At 49.9% G+C, this 17067-nt stretch carries 11 protein-coding genes; 6 read left to right on the top strand and 5 right to left on the bottom strand.

Annotation, left to right across the window (positions count from 1 at the left end; genetic code table 11):
* Positions 1 to 14 precede the first annotated feature (14 nt).
* Positions 15 to 593, top strand: a complete 579-nt coding sequence (locus tag JT717_RS24255) for a GNAT family N-acetyltransferase (RefSeq protein WP_205513636.1) — start codon at positions 15 to 17, stop codon at positions 591 to 593.
* Positions 594 to 837: 244 nt separating this feature from the next.
* The gene (locus JT717_RS24250) at positions 838 to 2697 is read left to right on the top strand and encodes a PAS domain-containing sensor histidine kinase (protein ID WP_205513635.1); all 1860 of its coding nucleotides are present in this window, start codon (positions 838 to 840) and stop codon (positions 2695 to 2697) included.
* 44 nt (positions 2698 to 2741) lie between these two features.
* On the opposite strand, the gene JT717_RS24245 is transcribed toward JT717_RS24250, so the two are convergent.
* The 5 genes from JT717_RS24245 to JT717_RS24225 all read right to left on the bottom strand — a co-directional run bounded on the left by JT717_RS24245 (position 2742) and on the right by JT717_RS24225 (position 11619).
* A complete protein-coding gene (locus JT717_RS24245) occupies positions 2742 to 3989 on the bottom strand; it encodes a sialidase family protein (RefSeq protein ID WP_205513634.1) in 1248 nt (415 codons plus the stop codon).
* Positions 3990 to 4244: 255 nt separating this feature from the next.
* Entirely contained in the window at positions 4245 to 4796 is a 552-nt protein-coding gene (locus JT717_RS24240) for a M23 family metallopeptidase (RefSeq protein ID WP_205513633.1), read from the bottom strand.
* Positions 4797 to 5092: 296 nt separating this feature from the next.
* The gene (locus JT717_RS24235; RefSeq protein ID WP_205513632.1) at positions 5093 to 8050 is read right to left on the bottom strand and encodes a carboxypeptidase regulatory-like domain-containing protein; all 2958 of its coding nucleotides are present in this window, start codon (positions 8048 to 8050) and stop codon (positions 5093 to 5095) included.
* Positions 8051 to 8329: 279 nt separating this feature from the next.
* Positions 8330 to 11212, bottom strand: coding sequence for an N-acetylmuramoyl-L-alanine amidase (locus tag JT717_RS24230; protein WP_205513631.1), 2883 nt, complete (start codon positions 11210 to 11212; stop codon positions 8330 to 8332).
* A 224-nt stretch (positions 11213 to 11436) separates the two neighbouring features.
* The gene (locus tag JT717_RS24225) at positions 11437 to 11619 is read right to left on the bottom strand and encodes a hypothetical protein (RefSeq protein ID WP_205513630.1); all 183 of its coding nucleotides are present in this window, start codon (positions 11617 to 11619) and stop codon (positions 11437 to 11439) included.
* Positions 11620 to 12254: 635 nt separating this feature from the next.
* On the opposite strand from JT717_RS24225, the gene JT717_RS24220 reads away from it, so the two are divergent.
* The 4 genes from JT717_RS24220 (at position 12255) to JT717_RS24205 (ending at position 17038) form a co-directional block, all read left to right on the top strand.
* Positions 12255 to 13589, top strand: coding sequence for a phage tail-like protein (locus JT717_RS24220; RefSeq protein WP_205513629.1), 1335 nt, complete (start codon positions 12255 to 12257; stop codon positions 13587 to 13589).
* A 33-nt stretch (positions 13590 to 13622) separates the two neighbouring features.
* On the top strand, positions 13623 to 14891 hold the full coding sequence (locus JT717_RS24215; protein WP_205513628.1) for a phage tail-like protein: 1269 nt from the start codon (positions 13623 to 13625) through the stop codon (positions 14889 to 14891).
* Positions 14888 to 16483, top strand: a complete 1596-nt coding sequence (locus JT717_RS28910; protein ID WP_205513627.1) for a T9SS type A sorting domain-containing protein — start codon at positions 14888 to 14890, stop codon at positions 16481 to 16483. The genes JT717_RS24215 and JT717_RS28910 overlap by 4 nt, the downstream gene beginning before the upstream one ends.
* 408 nt (positions 16484 to 16891) lie before the next feature.
* Positions 16892 to 17038 carry a hypothetical protein gene (locus JT717_RS24205; RefSeq protein ID WP_205513626.1) on the top strand — a complete coding sequence of 49 codons (147 nt, stop codon included), beginning with the start codon at positions 16892 to 16894 and terminating at the stop codon, positions 17036 to 17038.
* Positions 17039 to 17067 lie beyond the last annotated feature (29 nt).

The raw sequence follows: 17067 nt of genomic DNA, 5'->3' as shown, positions 1-17067 counted from the left end.
TAAAATCCAGGTATATGTTGTTGCGGCTGGGTGTTAAAATAAGGGTAGATGATACAATTGTAATGGAACTGATCGATTACCACCATGCAGAAACCCTGTATCAGCTGGTAAAGCAGAACAGGCAGCATTTGCGCGAATGGTTGCCCTGGGTGGATCATATGCGCACGGTAGAAGATTTCAGGAAGTACATTAACAGTTCCAAACAGCGGTACGCCAGCCAGCTGGAGATGGGTTATGTGATCCTGGAGAAACATGTGATGATCGGGCGCATCGGGTTATACAATATCGATCAGCACAATAAAAACGCCTCCATCGGTTACTGGATCGATAAGGATCATATGGGTAAAGGCATTATTACCCGCTGTTGCAAGGTGATCATCGATGAGGGGTTTGCCCGCCTTAAATTAAACCGCATCGAGATCAGGGCCGCAACTGCCAACCTAAAAAGCCAGGCCATACCCGAACGGCTTGGTCTCAAACGCGAAGGTATTATCAGGCAGGGCGAATTTGTAAACAACCAGTTCGTTGATCTCTTTGTGTATTCCATGCTCAGAAAAGAGTGGGAGGACTTTTATGTACATAGTGGTAAGTAGAAATATTTAATTGTATAAGAAACAAATATTTATGCACAAACATGGGACTCGTATAAGATACTAATGTATGGGAACGTTTTTCTATTTGTGGGAAAGAATATCCTGTGCCTGATCTGTATTCGCGTTGACAGTAAAGTGTTTACATCATTGGCATAATTTGGGATGTGTGTTACAAAGATCCGTGACCATAACATTTTACTTGAGAAACCCTATGACCCCCATTTTTGCAACTAATTACCGAGAGATGTCTCCCTGGCTTGAAGCTATTCTGAACGACTGCCAGGACGCCGTATTTATTACTGACCGGCATTTTAATTTACTGCACTGGAATGTGATGGCCGAAGAACTTTGGTTCAGGCAACCGCGAAGACCTGCTAAAAAGAATATCGTCGATTTCCTTGACGGGCTCTTTCCAGGGCATGTTGAAGTACAAAACCAGCTGCAAAGGGCCATCGCCCTCGATGAACAGGTGGAAGATATTTTTGTATCCACCCCTGACGGCCGCACTTTTCGCATTTCCTGTTATACCCATAAGTTTCCGGGTACGCAATACCTGCTCGATGTAGTGATCATCCTGCGCGATCTGCAGGCGGTGATACAGCGTAAAAAAGATATCCGGCCCGATGTGATGTATAAGACCCTGCTTAATTCCCTGGAAGAAGGCGTACTGTTGTTACAGGGCGACCTGGGAACCATAATTTCTGCCAATCATAAAGCCTGCGAGATCACCGGTTTCACCCACGACCAGATAATTGGGAAGAACCTTTCAGATATCGGTGGCCGCGCCTTTCATGAAGATGGTTCGCCCATGCCGGTAGAAGATTACCCGGGCATCATTACCGTGAAATCGGGCGCCATTTTCAAAAAGAGTGTGCTTGGCTTCAGGAATGCCCAGGGAGTGCTTACCTGGTTATCGGTAAGCACCTGTTTACTGGAAGAGTTCAATGATTCGGTACCCGGACTGGTTGCTTGTACTTTCAATGACATCACTGCCTGCCGGGAAGCCGAGCTGCGCCTGTCTGACAGTGAGAACCTCTTGCAAAGCTTCGAGAAAAAAGCGCAGGAAGAGATCTGTAAAATAAACGAACGGTTCTACTATACAACCAAAGCTACGTCAGATTATATCTGGGACTGGAATATTGAAAAAGGCACCATTTACCGCAGTGAGCCTTTCTGCCAGCTTACCGGTTATACCCAGAACGAGATGGAAAACGACCTGTACTGGTTGCTGGAAAAGATCCATGTGGAAGACCGCCACCGGGTCATGCAGCAGATCAATGCCATGCTGCTGGCGCAGAAGAATTACTGGCACGATGAATACCGTTTCCGCTGCGCCGACGGCAGTTATAAGTATATGTCGGACCGCGCTTACATCATATATAAAGATGGCATTGCGGTGCGCGCGATCGGCGCCATCCAGGACCTTACCGAAAAAAGAAAACTGGAAGAGGAACTGGAACAGCAAAAGGAAAAGGAACGCCTGCGGATCAACCAGGCCATGATCTCCGGCCAGGAATATGAGCGCAATGAGATCTCCAAGGAATTGCATGATAATGTGAACCAGATCCTTTCATCGGCCATGATCATGCTGACCACCGCCAGGACTAATGCCGAAGACCAGGAGTTCCTGATCGAAAAAACAACGCAGTACATCGATATCGCGATCCAGGAAATAAGAAAGATCTCCAAATCACTGAATTCTTCTATTATAAATGAGGTGGGGCTGATAGACCCGGTGGAAGATATCATCAAGAACATGCAGCTGGCGCGGCCTTTAATAGTAGATTTTGAATGTGACCCTTCACTGGAAGATCTGTTGTCGCAGGATAAACAATTGATGCTGTACCGCATCATCCAGGAGCAAACCAATAATATCATGCGGTATGCAGAAGCAAGTTATGTGCGGATCGCCATTGAACAACAGGATGACCGCCTGTCATTGCTTATTGAAGATAATGGAAAAGGATTCGATACGAAAAAGCAAACCAAAGGCATTGGCCTGCTGAACATGCTGAACCGGGCTGAAACCCTGGGCGGTACCCTCACCATCGATTCAAAACCTATGGGCGGCTGCCGTTTACTGGTACAGGTGCCCATGACATAAAAAATATTGTGGCATCCACCAACTGGCGGATGCCACATTTATTATTAAGGAATAGGTTCCGCACTTCCATTCAACATCCAGGGAAGATTGAATTTATGGAACTCAATGGAACGATGGCTGTTCTGACTGTCGCCGGTGTTCTCATTGATCTCGATAAGAGCGCCAATAGTATAGTCGGCTGTTTTTACCATACTGCTATAACCGCCTTTACCCTGGGCAAAAGCCTCGCTGTCTGTTAACCAGTCATAGATCTTTCGGCTGATCGGCCAGGTTTGGCCGCCATCATAACTGATGCGCACCCGCATTTTGCAGCGCGTTTCTGTACTGGCTGAATTCAGCACCATGATGCGGTCAGGTGCACCGGTGTAACGAACAATAGAGCCCTGGCAGGCCGGATCGAGCAATACATCATCGGGAGCAAATGTGCTGAAGCTGCCGGCGATGGTTCCCCGCGATACCCAGCGGCGTTTGGCGGTATTCCAAACCGTGGTAGTGGCCCGGTCATTACGCATCAGGCGCCCATCCATCAATTCTACAATAGCGCCTTCGCTGGTGCCGCCCGGTATTAATTTATAATGCCAGGTAGCCCCATGATCGGTGCTGTAAATATTTCTGCCCTGGGCAGGTATAACCAAAGTGCCATTGCTGGTTTGAATACCTACGCCGGGTCCAATGGCATCCCAGGTATAATTGGGGGGCAGCAGGGTACTGGTCATATCGGTAGGTGTTGAAAAGCTGAGGCCATCGTTATCGCTGTAAGAATAGTATACTTTACGGTCGCCCCAGGTATCAATTTTTTCATAACCATCGGTGCCGCCGATGTTTTTATTTTCTGCATTCCAGTTCATAAATACCCAGATGCGGCCTGTACTGCGGTCAACCACCGCCGTTGGATTACCCCAGGTGCCCAGGCCTGCGCCAACCACTTCCATCATGGCCGACCAGGTGGCGCCATTATCGGTAGACCGTTTATATTCTACATTGATATTGCCATGGTCTTTATTCATGCTCATGCGGCCTTCTACAAAAGCGATGAGGGTATTGGCATTGGTACGAACGATCGACGGAATGCGGAAGGAATGATAGCCGCCTGTTCCGCCATCAAAGATCTTACTATAGGTATGGGTTTGGGTAGCTTCGGTTAGCGGAGCTCTTTCCTCATCGGTGACGGCTGCTTTGTTCCCAGCGCCTTTTTTGCAGGCAGTGGCTGATAAGGCGATCACGGCCATCATAGCCAGCAGGCCATGCAGCCGTTTAGTGCTTGTGTTGTTTGGGCATTTTGTTTGTTTCATTTTTCAGGTTTTATTGTTTACAATGAAAGTGTGCCCGGCAGAAGAAGATGCCGGGACACACATAAAGAGAACATTGGTTTTCCGGATGAAACAAACCGGTTCAAAGAGCACTGGTGAATCCCTTATAGCGGTTGTTTTAGCCCGCAAACTCCGCCAGCCGGCGGAGCCTTGCGGCCTTCTTATTTTTCAGTTCCTGATGGTTGTGTAGTTGCGTATTATCCTTATCAACTTATCAACCCTGATCAACTTTTGAACTTACCAGGTCGGCTTCCGTACCTGTCCATACCCACCGCCTTTGGGCCGGTCTTCGAAATGCAGGTGTGGACCTGTGGTGTTACCTGTAGCGCCTACTTCCCCTATTTTTTGACCGGCAACTACTTTGGTGCCGGTGCTAACAGAGCGTACCGATAAATGGCAATACACATAGTCGCGGCCATTGGACGCACGCAGTCCGATCCAGCGGCCATAGGCCCCGCCGTTATTGTTCGACCAGGCAATAGTGCCATCGAGTACGGCCACTACTTTTGAGCCGGTGGGCGCCGCATAATCATCACCCGTGTGATAACCCGCCGCATAATTAGGATTCTTGATCCCATACGGATAAGTGACCGTATAACCGGGTACGGGTGAAGCTACGCGGGCTGCTGTTATAGATTCCGTGCCTGCCTGCGCTTCTGGTACCGGTGTTTGTGTGATTTCCTGGTCCTGCGCTTCCGTGGCCGGTTTTTCCTGTTTGTTGCAAGACAGGATCGCCATCATGCTGATCAGCATGGCCAATGACATGTTCTTTGCGGTGTTTCTTTTCATAGATGGTTGTTTGTGTTTATTAAGAATGATTGTTTGGCAAAACCTGTAAGGTTCGTCATCGTGTGTTGAGCTGGCAGCGGTTTCTGTGAAACCTCACAGCTCGACCCGTTTTTATGCGACCTGTCAGGTACACTTTAACCGCCTGGGTTGGCAGCCCCCCGATGTGTACCTAACAGGTCTTTGTTTATCCCTTACTCGCCACTAGTCACTAGCCACCGTTTTTATGCGACCTGTCAGGTACACTTTAACCGCCGGGGTTGGCAGCCCCCTGATGTGTACCTGACAGGTCTTTGTTACTATTTGACAACAAGTAATTTCTTACTTACTGATTTTCCTGAAGCGCCCAGACGAATGGTAACATTATAGATCCCGGGCTTGAGCCCACTGGTATTCACCGTTAAGCGGTTCAGTCCCTGCTGCAATACCACATTGCGCTGTTGAGCCGATTTGCCGAAGTTGTCGGTCACTACAATGCTGGCCGGCTGTGATACATCAGCCAGCGTGTATTCAATGCTGATAGAAGCGCCGCTGGTGGGGTTGGGCGCCAGCTTCAATGCGCCATCTTCAGTGATCTTGCTCTCGCTGTTGTTACCACTGGCGCCGGCGATGGTGGTCGTTTGAAGCGCGGCGCTGTCGGGATTATAATAATGATTCAGGATCCAGCTATATGTTTGATCGCTGCCCCAGAAGCTGGAACCCCACTGGCACATGCCACGGCCATGTCCGCTTTTGGTGCGGCCCGCACAACGGCTGTCGGCAATACAGGGATAATCGGTGCCGGTGCCACTGAAGCCATCCCCACAACCCGAGTTATTGGATTCAGCGCAGTATTCCGCTTTATAAATAGCGCCGTTTTTAATGAGCACAATACCTGCTGTAGCAATGGCCGCATTTTTTACACTGCTTGCCCGGTCGCTTTGCCAGGTCTGGTGACAGGCAGCAGCCGAGATATCATAGTTACTGGCAACAGGATGTTGCACGAACCAGGCGCCGCGTGAACGGTAAGCCACTGTACCTGCCTGCAGGGAAGCGGCGTTCCAACTGCTCACCCATTCATCATCTACACCCGTTTGTACATAGGCTTCCAGGCTCATGACCTGTACGCGTGGACTGGCGCAGCTGGCACAGGCGCAATTGGTAACTACGCGGATCACCGTTGGTACAGCTGCCAGCAGGGCGGCGGTGTTAACACTTGCTTGCTCGCGGGCATTGAAAGTGGCGGGCGTAAAGCTGCCTGTAAATTCCAATTGTTCGGCGATCGTTTTATCGAACAAACCATGGCGGCGAATGATCTGGTCACCCAGGCTGCGCAGTCCGGCAGCGCGGGGGGAAGCCGTTGCGGTTAAAGCGATCTGCATTTCATAGGTATCGGGAATGGCATACAAATGCTGAATGCTGTTGGTGAGATAACCCGCCTTGCTTGATTGGATAGAGATCGTGGGTGGTGTGCTGCCAGGAGCAACCGTGCCGGCAGGAAGCGTTATGGAAAAGAATCCCCTGGCATCGGTAGTAGCAGTATAATTAGCTGCCTGCACCTGTACCCCGGCCAGGGCGCTGTTGGCGTCTGCATCGCGTACATAACCGGTCAATACCATTTGATTATTACTGGTCGTAAGCAGGGGCGAAGTATTGGTAGCTACCCGGGCGGTGCTGGCCGCATCGAGGTTGATATCGGCATACACACTGTCGTTGGGGCCGCCTATAAAGAAAGTGGCCAGGCTTTTATACCCTGTTTTGGAAAAAGTAAAACTGTAACGGCCGCTGTCCAGTCCATACACCAGCTGCCCGCTGGCATTGGTAGTAGCGCTGGCGGTAGTGCCATCGGGTTTGGTGATGGCAACGGCTGCGCTGGCAATGGCCAGCCCGGTGTTTTGATCTTTCACTGCAAAAGAAGCAACGGTAACGGCAGGGCTCGGTGGCAGTTGAATGAAGACGCTGCCCGGATTGTAGTAGTGGTTCAGGATCCAGGTATAGGTTTTATCGCTGGCCCAGCGGCTTGAGCCCCATTGACACATGCCGCGGCCATGGCCATTCTTGGCATAACCGGCACAACGGCCATCCGAAATACAGGGCCAGGTTGAACCGGTGCCACTGTAGCCATTGCCGCAACCGGAGTTGTTATTCTCTGCTGAATATTCCGACCGGAAGATCGCGCCATTTTTTACCAGCACAATGCCGGCCGTTGCTTTGGCAGCGTTCACGCAACTGGTATATCTGTCGGCCTGCCAAACCTGGTTACAGGTAGTGGCTGCAATATCATAGCTGCTGGCTACGGGATGTAATACATACCAGGCGCCGTAGGTACGGTAAGCAACCGACCCGGCCTGTAAAGAGGCGGCGCCCCAACTGGCGATCCATTCATCATCCAGGCCAGATTGCGCATATTCTTCCAGTGTCATTACTTCCACCGAACTGCAGGAAGTGCAATTACAGCTAATGCCAACCCGGATGCTGCGGGGTACCGTGGCGGCCAGGGCCGCTTCTACCCGGGCCTCTGGTACAGTTGATGGCGCTGATCGCTGCTGCTCATCGGCAGCTGTTCGGTCGAAGATGCCATGTACCTGCTTTTCCGGTTCGCCAGCAGGCTGCTGCGTTCGCGCTGCACTCGCCGGCGAAAGCGCCACTTTCATGGTATAAGCATCGGGTATGGCATACCGTTGAGCAGTATAAGGTGCGTAACCATTCTTCGTAAAAGTGATCGTTGTTTTTGCCGGTATAGTATTGGGTGCGATAGCTGCCTGGGATGCGGGAACCGCCAATGAAAAATAGCCCCTGGCGTCGGTAATGGCTGAAGCGCTGCCGCTGTTCACCTGCACACCGGCGAGCGGACTGTTATTCGTCTCATCCCGTACATAGCCACTGATAGTGGTTTGATTCACGCCTGCGCGCGCTGCCGGTTGTTCCAGGCGCACAGTATTGTCAGCTGGTTCCAGGTTAATGCGTGCTTCAATATTATTTACTTCGCCCGATGAAAAATAAGTGGCTAAAGGTTTGTAACCATTGGCTGCAATGGAGAAGTCATACTTTCCATTCACGGCCGTGAATAGGACTTTGCCGTTGGCAGCTGCTGTCAAACTGCTGCTGCTGCCATTGGGCGCTGTAACCTGGATCACCGCACCGGGTACGGCAAATCCCGTATTTTGATCTTTTACGGTAAATGTAATATGGGTGGCGCCAGCCGGCTGTTGCGCCGCTACGGGCGAGAATAGCAAAGCCGCCAGTGCCCCTAAAAGGAATTGTCGCGTTTTATTCATAGTATAAAGTTTGATCTGGATGAAGACCTGTAAGGTGGACTGCAGGCCATTGAAAGATCAGTGAATTGAGTCCATCTGACAGGTCGGTTCGTTTTAGTGCGACCTGTCAGGTACACTTTAACCGCCTGAATATGCAGGCCGCCGATGTGTACCTAACAGGTCTTTGTTTATCCCTTACTCGCCACTAGCCACTAGCCACCGTTTTTATGCGACCTGTCAGGTACACTTTAGCCGCCTGCGTTGGCAGCCCCCTGATGTGTACCTGACAGGTCTTTGTTACTATTTCACAACAAGTAATTTCTTACTTACTGATTTTCCTGAAGCGCCCAGACGAATGGTAACATTATAGATCCCGGGCTTGAGCCCGCTGGTATTCACCGTTAAGCGGTTCAGTCCCTGCTGCAATACCACATTGCGCTGTTGGGCCGATTTGCCGAAGTTATCGGTCACTACAATGCTGGCCGGCTGTGATACATCAGCCAGCGTGTATTCAATGCTGATAGAAGCACCACTGGTAGGGTTGGGCGCCAGCTTCAATGCGCCATCTTCGGTGATCTTGCTCTCGCTGTTGTTGCCACTGGCGCCGGCGATGGTGGTCGTTTGAAGCGCGGCGCTGTCGGGATTATAGTAATGATTCAGGATCCAGCTATAGGTTTGATCGCTGCCCCAGAAGCTGGAACCCCACTGGCACATGCCACGGCCATGTCCGCTTTTGGTGCGGCCCGCACAACGGCTGTCGGCAATACAGGGATAATCGGTGCCGGTGCCGCTGAAGCCATCCCCACAACCCGAGTTATTGGATTCAGCGCAGTATTCTGCTTTATAAATAGCGCCGTTTTTAATGAGCACAATACCTGCTGTAGCGATGGCCGCATTTTTTACACTGCTTGCCCGGTCGCTTTGCCAGGTCTGGTGACAGGCAGCAGCCGAGATATCATAATTGCTGGCAACAGGATGTTGCACGAACCAGGCGCCGCGTGAACGGTAAGCCACTGTACCTGCCTGCAGGGAAGCGGCGTTCCAACTGCTCACCCATTCATCATCTACACCGGTTTGTACATAGGCTTCCAGGCTCATGACCTGTACGCGTGGACGGGCGCAGCTGACGCAGGCGCAATTGGTAACTACGCGGATCACCGTTGGTACAGCTGCCAGCAGGGCGGCGGTGTTAACACTTGCTTGCTCGCGGGCATTGAAAGTGGTGGGCGTAAAGCTGCCTGTAAATTCCAATTGTTCGGCGATCGTTTTATCAAATAAACCATGGCGGCGAATGATCTGGTCACCCAGGCTGCGCAGTCCGGCAGCACGGGGGGAAGCCGTTGCGGTTAAAGCGATCTGCATTTCATAGGTATCGGGAATGGCATACAAATGCTGAATGCTGTTGGTGAGATAACCCGCCTTGCTTGATTGGATAGAGATCGTGGGTGGTGTGCTGCCAGGAGCAACCGTACCGGCAGGAAGCGTTATGGAAAAGAATCCCCTGGCATCGGTAGTAGCAGTATAATTAGCTGCCTGCACCTGTACCCCGGCCAGGGCGCTGTTGGCGTCTGCATCACGTACATAACCGGTCAACACCATTTGGTTGTTACTGGTCGTAAGCAGGGGTGAAGTATTGGTAGCTACCCGGGCGGTGCTGGCCGCATCGAGGTTGATATCGGCATACACACTGTCGTTGGGGCCGCCTATAAAGAAAGTGGCCAGGCTTTTATACCCTGTTTTGGAAAAAGTAAAACTGTAACGGCCGCTGTCCAGTCCATACACGAGTTGCCCGCTGGCATTGGTAGTAGCGCTGGCGGTAGTACCATCGGGTTTGGTGATGGCAACGGCTGCGCTGGCAATGGCCAGTCCGGTGTTTTGATCTTTCACTGCAAAAGAAGCAACGGTAACGGCGGTAGGTGGATTGATCAGGTCGGCATATTTCACCCAGTTCCAGTACCTGCCGGGATCAGTATGGTCATTATCGGGATAATGTTGATGGCCTTTGATGCGTACTTCCCGGGGCAGCACTACTACGGTAGCAGAAGCAGGCCCGCGATAACATTTCGAGCGATCGATATTCCAGTCGGCACAAATATCTCGTACCAGGGCAGCCGAACTGTTATACATGGCATTGGTATACCAGGTATTGCCCTGGTCAACGAAACCTTCGTGTTCAATGCCAAATGTGTAGGAATTGTTATTGTACACATGCCAGGCCCTGTCTTTCTCCAGTACCATCTGGGTGATCTGTCCATCGGAAGAGCGGATTACATAATGGGCCGAGACTTTTGCGGATGGGTTATTGAACCAGGAGATCGTGCCCGCATAATTTCCCTGTGTGGTATGTATGGTGATATTGGTTGGCACAACGCCGCCACGGCCTACCGTAAAATTGCTGGTGTTCGCCTGGTCCCACAAAGCCGGGGGATAATCAGTGCTTTGCACGGCCGCAATATCAGTAACGCTTTCAGTTCTGGCATTGCTGGCAGCTGTTGTATGGCTGGTAGGTAAAACAGTTCCATTGGCTTTTATTTTATCCTGTGAATAATTCACCTGCACGCCGGGCGCCCGCAAGGTGCGTAAGGTTTGCGGGGCATAGATCTTGTCGAGCTGTACAGGGCGGGGCAATTGTTTTAAGCGGGGCGAAACAAAACCGCGCTGTAAATGATCATACACATCATAGGTGTACAATAAATGCGCATATTTATTAACCGCTGTTCCATCGTCGGGGATCTCGGAGAGCTTATCCAGCACATGCACAAAAGCTTCGGCGCTGGGACGGGCGCCCGCTTTTTGTTTTCCGGCCTCATTGCTGAGGAACCTCGCCACGGACAGGATCTGCAGCCGGACATCCTTTTTGAATTGTTCCGCCGTTAAACCGCTTAAGGCAGTTACGGCCGTAAGGTTGTTCTTGAAATAACCTTTGCCATCTTCGATCAGTCCGAAGATCCCATAACGCAAAGGCATAGCCACTTCATCGCCATCGCCATGCGTGGTAGGCTGCATATTATACATCCGGGAAGCGGACCAGGCCGCAGCTTCCAGTATACCCTGCGGGATATTCGGGTACAATCGATAAGCTTCCGCAAAGTAACCGCTGTAGTTATCTGCCTCCTGGGCAGTGGTCTGCAGCCTGCATAAAAGGATAAGCAATAAACCAGTTAGTAGTCGTCGTTTACTCATGGTGTTTAATGTTTAATTTTAATGGTTAAAAAGAATAAGGTCAGGCATGCCGGTTCCGGTACCTGCAGAAACCGGGTTCCGGCAGGCAAATAGGTATATGGTTCAGTAAACAGCGTTTACTGAAACTTTCATCGACGGGCTATACTAGTGTAGGGAATAGGTACGGAATGGCCTATGGCCATAATAGGGCGGCCCCAAATAATGGGGTTAGTATACAAACCTTGTTATGGTGCTACGCATGCCATCGGTAAAGGCACTGCTGCAATATCCGGTATGTTACTGGTGAAAGGGGGATAAGCAATTGCATAAGCAGGATTGCTGTTGGTAGTATGCAGCGGGGCAATCACTCTGCCGCTGGCCCTGGCAGAGTTCTCATATGGCAGTGCGCTAAGGGTACAGTTTTTCATGAATAAGGTTTAATTGGTCAGGATAATATGTAGTACATAAGTAAGACTTTTTTTTCAATTAACAATGCTATTGTCCGGAAATTTATATGAACATTCAAAGGAAGCTGATCGTTAGTAACGTGCTTGTACACGTGTAGCGGTGTAATGAGTTCTATACTAGCCCATCGTATATCTGTATGGGAAAGCATGTGAACAATAAAAATACTGGTTACTGCTTACCGGTTCTTAACTGATATTATCATTTTAGTGCGAAATTGTCACCAGCATAAAACCGCACCGCAGGAAAATCAATTTTATCGAGCCGTACTAAACAAACATCAAACCATGTTACCGCAGGCAGGCGCCTAAGTTTTCAACATTCTTCATATTTATAGTGTACATGTCAGGTACGTTATGGCTTTACCCGTTTGGCGCCTCCTGGCTGTTGGCCGGTTCGATGTGCCTGCAATTTTCGTTTGACGTTCGGCGTGCAGGTTACGGGGTATTGGGGGAGAAGGATTATTGTTAAGCATAATTACCTACCGTTTTTCCATGTTACTAATAAATCCATGAATAGTTATCGATTTTGCACTAATACAATTATAAGGTTCACTGTTTTAATAATAGTAAAAATTACGAACACAAAATCCTTGAACATGAACGTATTCAACATCCTGATCAACCGAAAAAGAACCCTCTTATTGGTAAGCCTTATGGGGGCAGGGATGCTGGCAAATGCCCAGCTTAAAGTGGGTGATAATCCCACCAACATGCACAAGAGTTCTATCCTCGAACTGGAAAGTACCCGCCAGGGTTTGTTATTACCACGTTTGAGTGATACGGCTGCGATCAATGCCCTTACACCACCCAATGGCATGATCATTTATCTGACAGCGGACAACAGTTTGCGCATCCGCAGCAATGGCGCCTGGAAAAAGCTCGCCAGTATGGCCGATGCAACCGCCAACTGGTCGCTTACCGGCAACAGCGGCACCGATTCAGCCACTAACTTTATTGGAACAACAGATGGAAAACCGTTTACGATCAAAACGGATAATGCAGCCCGCATGATCATCGGTTCAAACGGTAATATCGGCATCGGTACTACCACGCCCTCTGCTACCCTCAACGTAAACGGTACCGTAAAGCTCGAAAACCTGGGCAGTAATTCAACGGAAGTAGATGTATTGGTGCTGGCAGCCGATGGCTCGGTCTATAAAAGGACCATGTCATCAAGCGCATTTACCAATGCCATCAGTGCTATCAATGGAATACAAAAGCAAACCCTTTCTATCACTGCGGAAGCCAGTACTTCAGAAGATTCTGTAAAAGTAGAGAACCGTTCTGCCGACAGCACTATTGCTATCTACCTGCCCGTGCAGGATGGCGCTTCGGCCAATAAACCATATGGGTTTTTAACCTATGACGACTGGTCGAAGATCCAGAGCGGTATTCAAACCATCACGATCGGCGCCGTTGCTTCTTCATCCAATGTGAAAGGCGCTTCCATCGTAACAGACAGTACTTCACGCCAGATCGTATTGCATCCGGCCAATGCCAGCAATCCGGGTATTGTTACCGCAGCGGCACAAACCTTTGGTGGTAATAAGACCTTCCAGGACAGTGTTGCCGCCAGCAAAGCGATCCTGGCCGGTACAACCGGCAATGCCAATTCAACTCTGCAAGTAGCAGGTTCATTAGCTATGGCCATCAAATCAGTTACCGCCAACTATACCGTTACGGGCGCCGACAATACCATTCTGGCCAATACCACCTCATCGTCTTTCACCATTACTTTACCAGCTCCCGCCAGTTTTGCCGGCCGTATTTACACCATCAAAAAAGTAGGTACCGGTGGTATCGATAAAGAGCTCACCATTTCACCTGCCAGCGGTACGATCGACGGCGGCAGCTCTTACAAGATCTATAACGACTGGACCTACGTTACGCTTCAGACAGACGGTACTGACTGGTACATCATCAAGAAATAATAACCGGTATACCCACCGCTTAAAGCAGGATATATGCGTATCAACAGATGGCTGGGAGCAATGCTGTTAATAGTACTGCTCTCGGGGAAAGGTGTGTCGCAGCAGTTGCGATTGGGGAACAATCCCTGGTCGGTGGAGAAATCCGCCGTGCTCGAACTGCAGTCAGCCAACCAGGGTTTATTGTTTACCCGCATAACAGATACGGCGCTGATCAATGCCCTGAACCCGCCGGATGGCATGGTGGTTTATTTTACGCCATCGAAACGATTGCTGTTACGCGCGAGCGGCCACTGGCAGTCACTGGCTTCCACAACATCTATCGATACCACCCATATTTCCAATTTTTATCAGAAAGTACGCAGCCTTTTCAGTGCGGGATCAGGTATCAGTTACAATGCCGCTACGGGTGTTATTACAGCTACCGGCGGCGCCAGCACAGGCTGGGGGTTGACCGGTAATACCGTAACATCGGAAAAAAAGCTGGGCACTATCGATAACTATGACCTGCCCTTTATTACGAACAATACCGAAAAAATGCGGTTGAGCAAAACCGGTAATCTGGCGATAGGCATCGCCGATTTCGATGCAGCTGCTCCGGAAAAATTATTGATAGATGCCGGAAGCACCGAGTCGTACAATCTGCTCATTGCAAAAGGAAGCCGGAACGGCTACCTGCAGTTCAATATCCAGAATGAGTCGGGCCAGGGGCAGGCCAGTACCGATATAGTGGCTACCGCCAACAATGGAACCGAGACCACCAATTATGTGAACCTCGGTATCAACGGAGGCGGCTATAACAGCGCCAATAATATTTTGAGCGGCCCCAACAACGGTTACCTGTACAGCGCGGGCCAGGAATTCATCATTGGCAACACGGCATCAGATAAAAACCTGATCTTTTTCACCGGTGGTATCACTTCTTCCAATGAAAGAATGCGGATCACCAGTGCAGGCAGGGTAGGAGTAGCAACGACTGGTCCGGCGGCCACTTTAGATGTGGCCGGTACCTATAAACTAGGCAGTTCAGGAACGGTGTTGAACAATCTGATAAAAACCAGTTTCAGCATCAACGACAATACCAGTATTGCCGTTGGAACTACCCGCCAGATCACCGCAAGCATCAGCGGGGCGGCGGCTCAAAATACAGTAATGATCAATCCAAGAAGTGCATTGCCCTCTGGTTTGCTTATTGCCTATTCTTATATCAGCAGCTCTAATACGATCACCGTTGGTGTGGTGAATACAAGCCTTGTTCCTCTGGCGGTAGGCGCCATCACCTTTGATGTTACTTTAATTCAGTGATCCTTCGTCTTCGTCATATTATCCTTTTAAACCTGCTGTTGGCCGCTGCATTTACCGCTACAAGCCAGCAGGGCATTTATGTGCCTAAAAAGGGAAAAGTCTATTTCTCCGGCGATACGGCAACCATCTTTTCCAATGTTTACAATTATGGCAAACTGGGCGTTGATAAAAAAGCGGTGGTGAATTTTAAGGGCAGGAAATGGGAGAACGACAAAGAAGCAATGATCACGGATGAAGGCAATGCCGGCGAAGATGCAAGTGGTGTGGGCGGACTTATTCGCTTCAACGGAGATAGTGGCCGCCAGCAGATCGATGGCGGTTATAATGCCGTTACCCGTAGCGGCGCCGCCTTTGCGCGGCTCGAGATACATAATGAACAGGGCGTTGAATTGACCGGCAGCACTACCAAAGTGCGGCATCAGTTGCATTTCAGTGCCGGTCACCTTTACCTTGACAATAACACGCTGGTAGTAGGAGATGGGGCGCCAGGTACTATTACCGGTTACGATTCCATTCGGTATATCATAACCGGCGCTGGTGGAACCGGTGTGCTCGTACGGGAAAATATCCGCAGCCGCGACAGCTGGGTGATCTTCCCGGTTGGTACCAGCGTGAATGCCTATACGCCGGTGGCCATCAGAAGCCGCAGCTCGCAGGGCGATGATTATCACGCGCGGGTCTATGATGGTGTGAAAAAAGAACTGTTTAGCGGTAATGAACTTATAGAAGAGGGCGTGAACAAGACCTGGCAGATCGGAAAACGGAACAGGCCGGATAACGATGAAACGGAAATAGCCCTGCAGCACCAACTGGCTGACGAAGGCGGTGTATTCAGCGCAAACCGGCGTTATTCCTACATTTCACAGTTTAAGAACAGCGGATGGGATACATCCTATCCGCAGGTGTACCCGGTAACCGGTTATCTGAATTCATCCGGTCGCTTGTCGGGAGGCGGTGTAAATACACGCATCCTGAAAAGCAGGATCTCGTCCGCTTCTTATTTCACCAAGTTTACCAGCAAAGGCGATACCTCTCTGCGCTATACCCGGGTATGGTTGAATGCTTACCGGATGGATCAGAACAAGGTGCAAGTGCACTGGACCACCAAACCGGAGATGAATATCAGGTACTTTGTGGTAGAACGCAGGTTAAGCAATGAGGCCGGCTTCAGCAACAGGGATTCTGTATTGTCTCAGGCGGTAAATGGATTCAGTGATCTTCATTTGCATTATGCATTGGAAGATGCGAACAGGTACACGGGCAACAGTTATTACCGCCTGCGGCTGGTTGACTATAGCGGCGGTATTTCTTACTCCAATGTGGTGGCTGTGGGCAATAAAGCAGGCGGCTTCCAGCTGCTGGTATGGCCCAATCCCACGGCCCGTCATTTCTATGTGGGTGTCAATGGCCTGGCGGCCGTTAAATATGTGGTGATCTGGAATGTGCAGGGACAAATGGTTCACCGCGAGCCGGTAAATGAGCGGAATATTATCCCGCTGAGCCTGCAGCTGCCGGGAAATTACCTGGTAGGCTTTATTTCCCACAGCGGGCAGGTGCTGGAAACCAGGAAGTTAGTGGTTACCGGTGACTGAGCCTTTCGATAAAGCAGTTGTATAATTTCCTTAAACATGCTTCTGATATCGTCTCAGGGACCTGGGATGAAGACGGTATTTGGGCCGGCAGGCCCTTTTCCTGAAAAAATTTCTAAAAAAAGTAAAATAGATTTTGTGGAGAACGAAATCCGCCTACCTTTGCACCCCCAATCGAAAACGGGGCAGTGAAAAAGAGAAAAAGACAGAGAAGAAAGAGTAACAATCACTGAGAAGTTCTTAGAAAAAAATAGAAAAAAGATTTGGTGGAAATAAAAAAGCTCTTAACTTTGCACCCCCAACGAAAAAGGGGCAGCGGAAAAGAGAGAAAAGCGTGAGGAGAAGGAGAGAAGATAACGAGATGATCCACTGAAAATTAGCTCTTAAAAAATCGAAAAAAGATTTGGCAGATTGAAAGAAACTCTTACCTTTGCAACCCCAATCAAAAACGGGATAGCGAAGAGAGAGAAGAAGGGAAGGGAAGAGAGGATGAGAGAAGCAGTTAGGGGCAAAGAAAACAAGTTAGGTAATACGTTAAGTGAGATAGGAAAGAGGTAAGAGAAAGATAACATACGATATTAAAAGAT

This window comes from Longitalea arenae, from assembly GCF_016924755.1.
GTDB classification, from domain to species: Bacteria; Bacteroidota; Bacteroidia; order Chitinophagales; family Chitinophagaceae; genus Niastella; species Niastella arenae.
The sequence above is the reverse complement of the archived record's forward strand: the minus strand, read 5'-3'. Positions and strand labels throughout refer to the sequence as shown.

Bases quoted from the DNA above. Each gene is read 5' to 3' on its own strand.
- JT717_RS24255 (WP_205513636.1), top strand. From the start codon at position 15: ATGTTGTTGCGGCTGGGTGTTAAAATAAGGGTAGATGATACAATTGTA.
- JT717_RS24250 (WP_205513635.1), top strand. From the start codon at position 838: ATGTCTCCCTGGCTTGAAGCTATTCTGAACGACTGCCAGGACGCCGTA.
- JT717_RS24245 (WP_205513634.1), bottom strand. From the start codon at position 3,989: ATGAAACAAACAAAATGCCCAAACAACACAAGCACTAAACGGCTGCAT.
- JT717_RS24240 (WP_205513633.1), bottom strand. From the start codon at position 4,796: ATGAAAAGAAACACCGCAAAGAACATGTCATTGGCCATGCTGATCAGC.
- JT717_RS24235 (WP_205513632.1), bottom strand. From the start codon at position 8,050: ATGAATAAAACGCGACAATTCCTTTTAGGGGCACTGGCGGCTTTGCTA.
- JT717_RS24230 (WP_205513631.1), bottom strand. From the start codon at position 11,212: ATGAGTAAACGACGACTACTAACTGGTTTATTGCTTATCCTTTTATGC.
- JT717_RS24225 (WP_205513630.1), bottom strand. From the start codon at position 11,619: ATGAAAAACTGTACCCTTAGCGCACTGCCATATGAGAACTCTGCCAGG.
- JT717_RS24220 (WP_205513629.1), top strand. From the start codon at position 12,255: ATGAACGTATTCAACATCCTGATCAACCGAAAAAGAACCCTCTTATTG.
- JT717_RS24215 (WP_205513628.1), top strand. From the start codon at position 13,623: ATGCGTATCAACAGATGGCTGGGAGCAATGCTGTTAATAGTACTGCTC.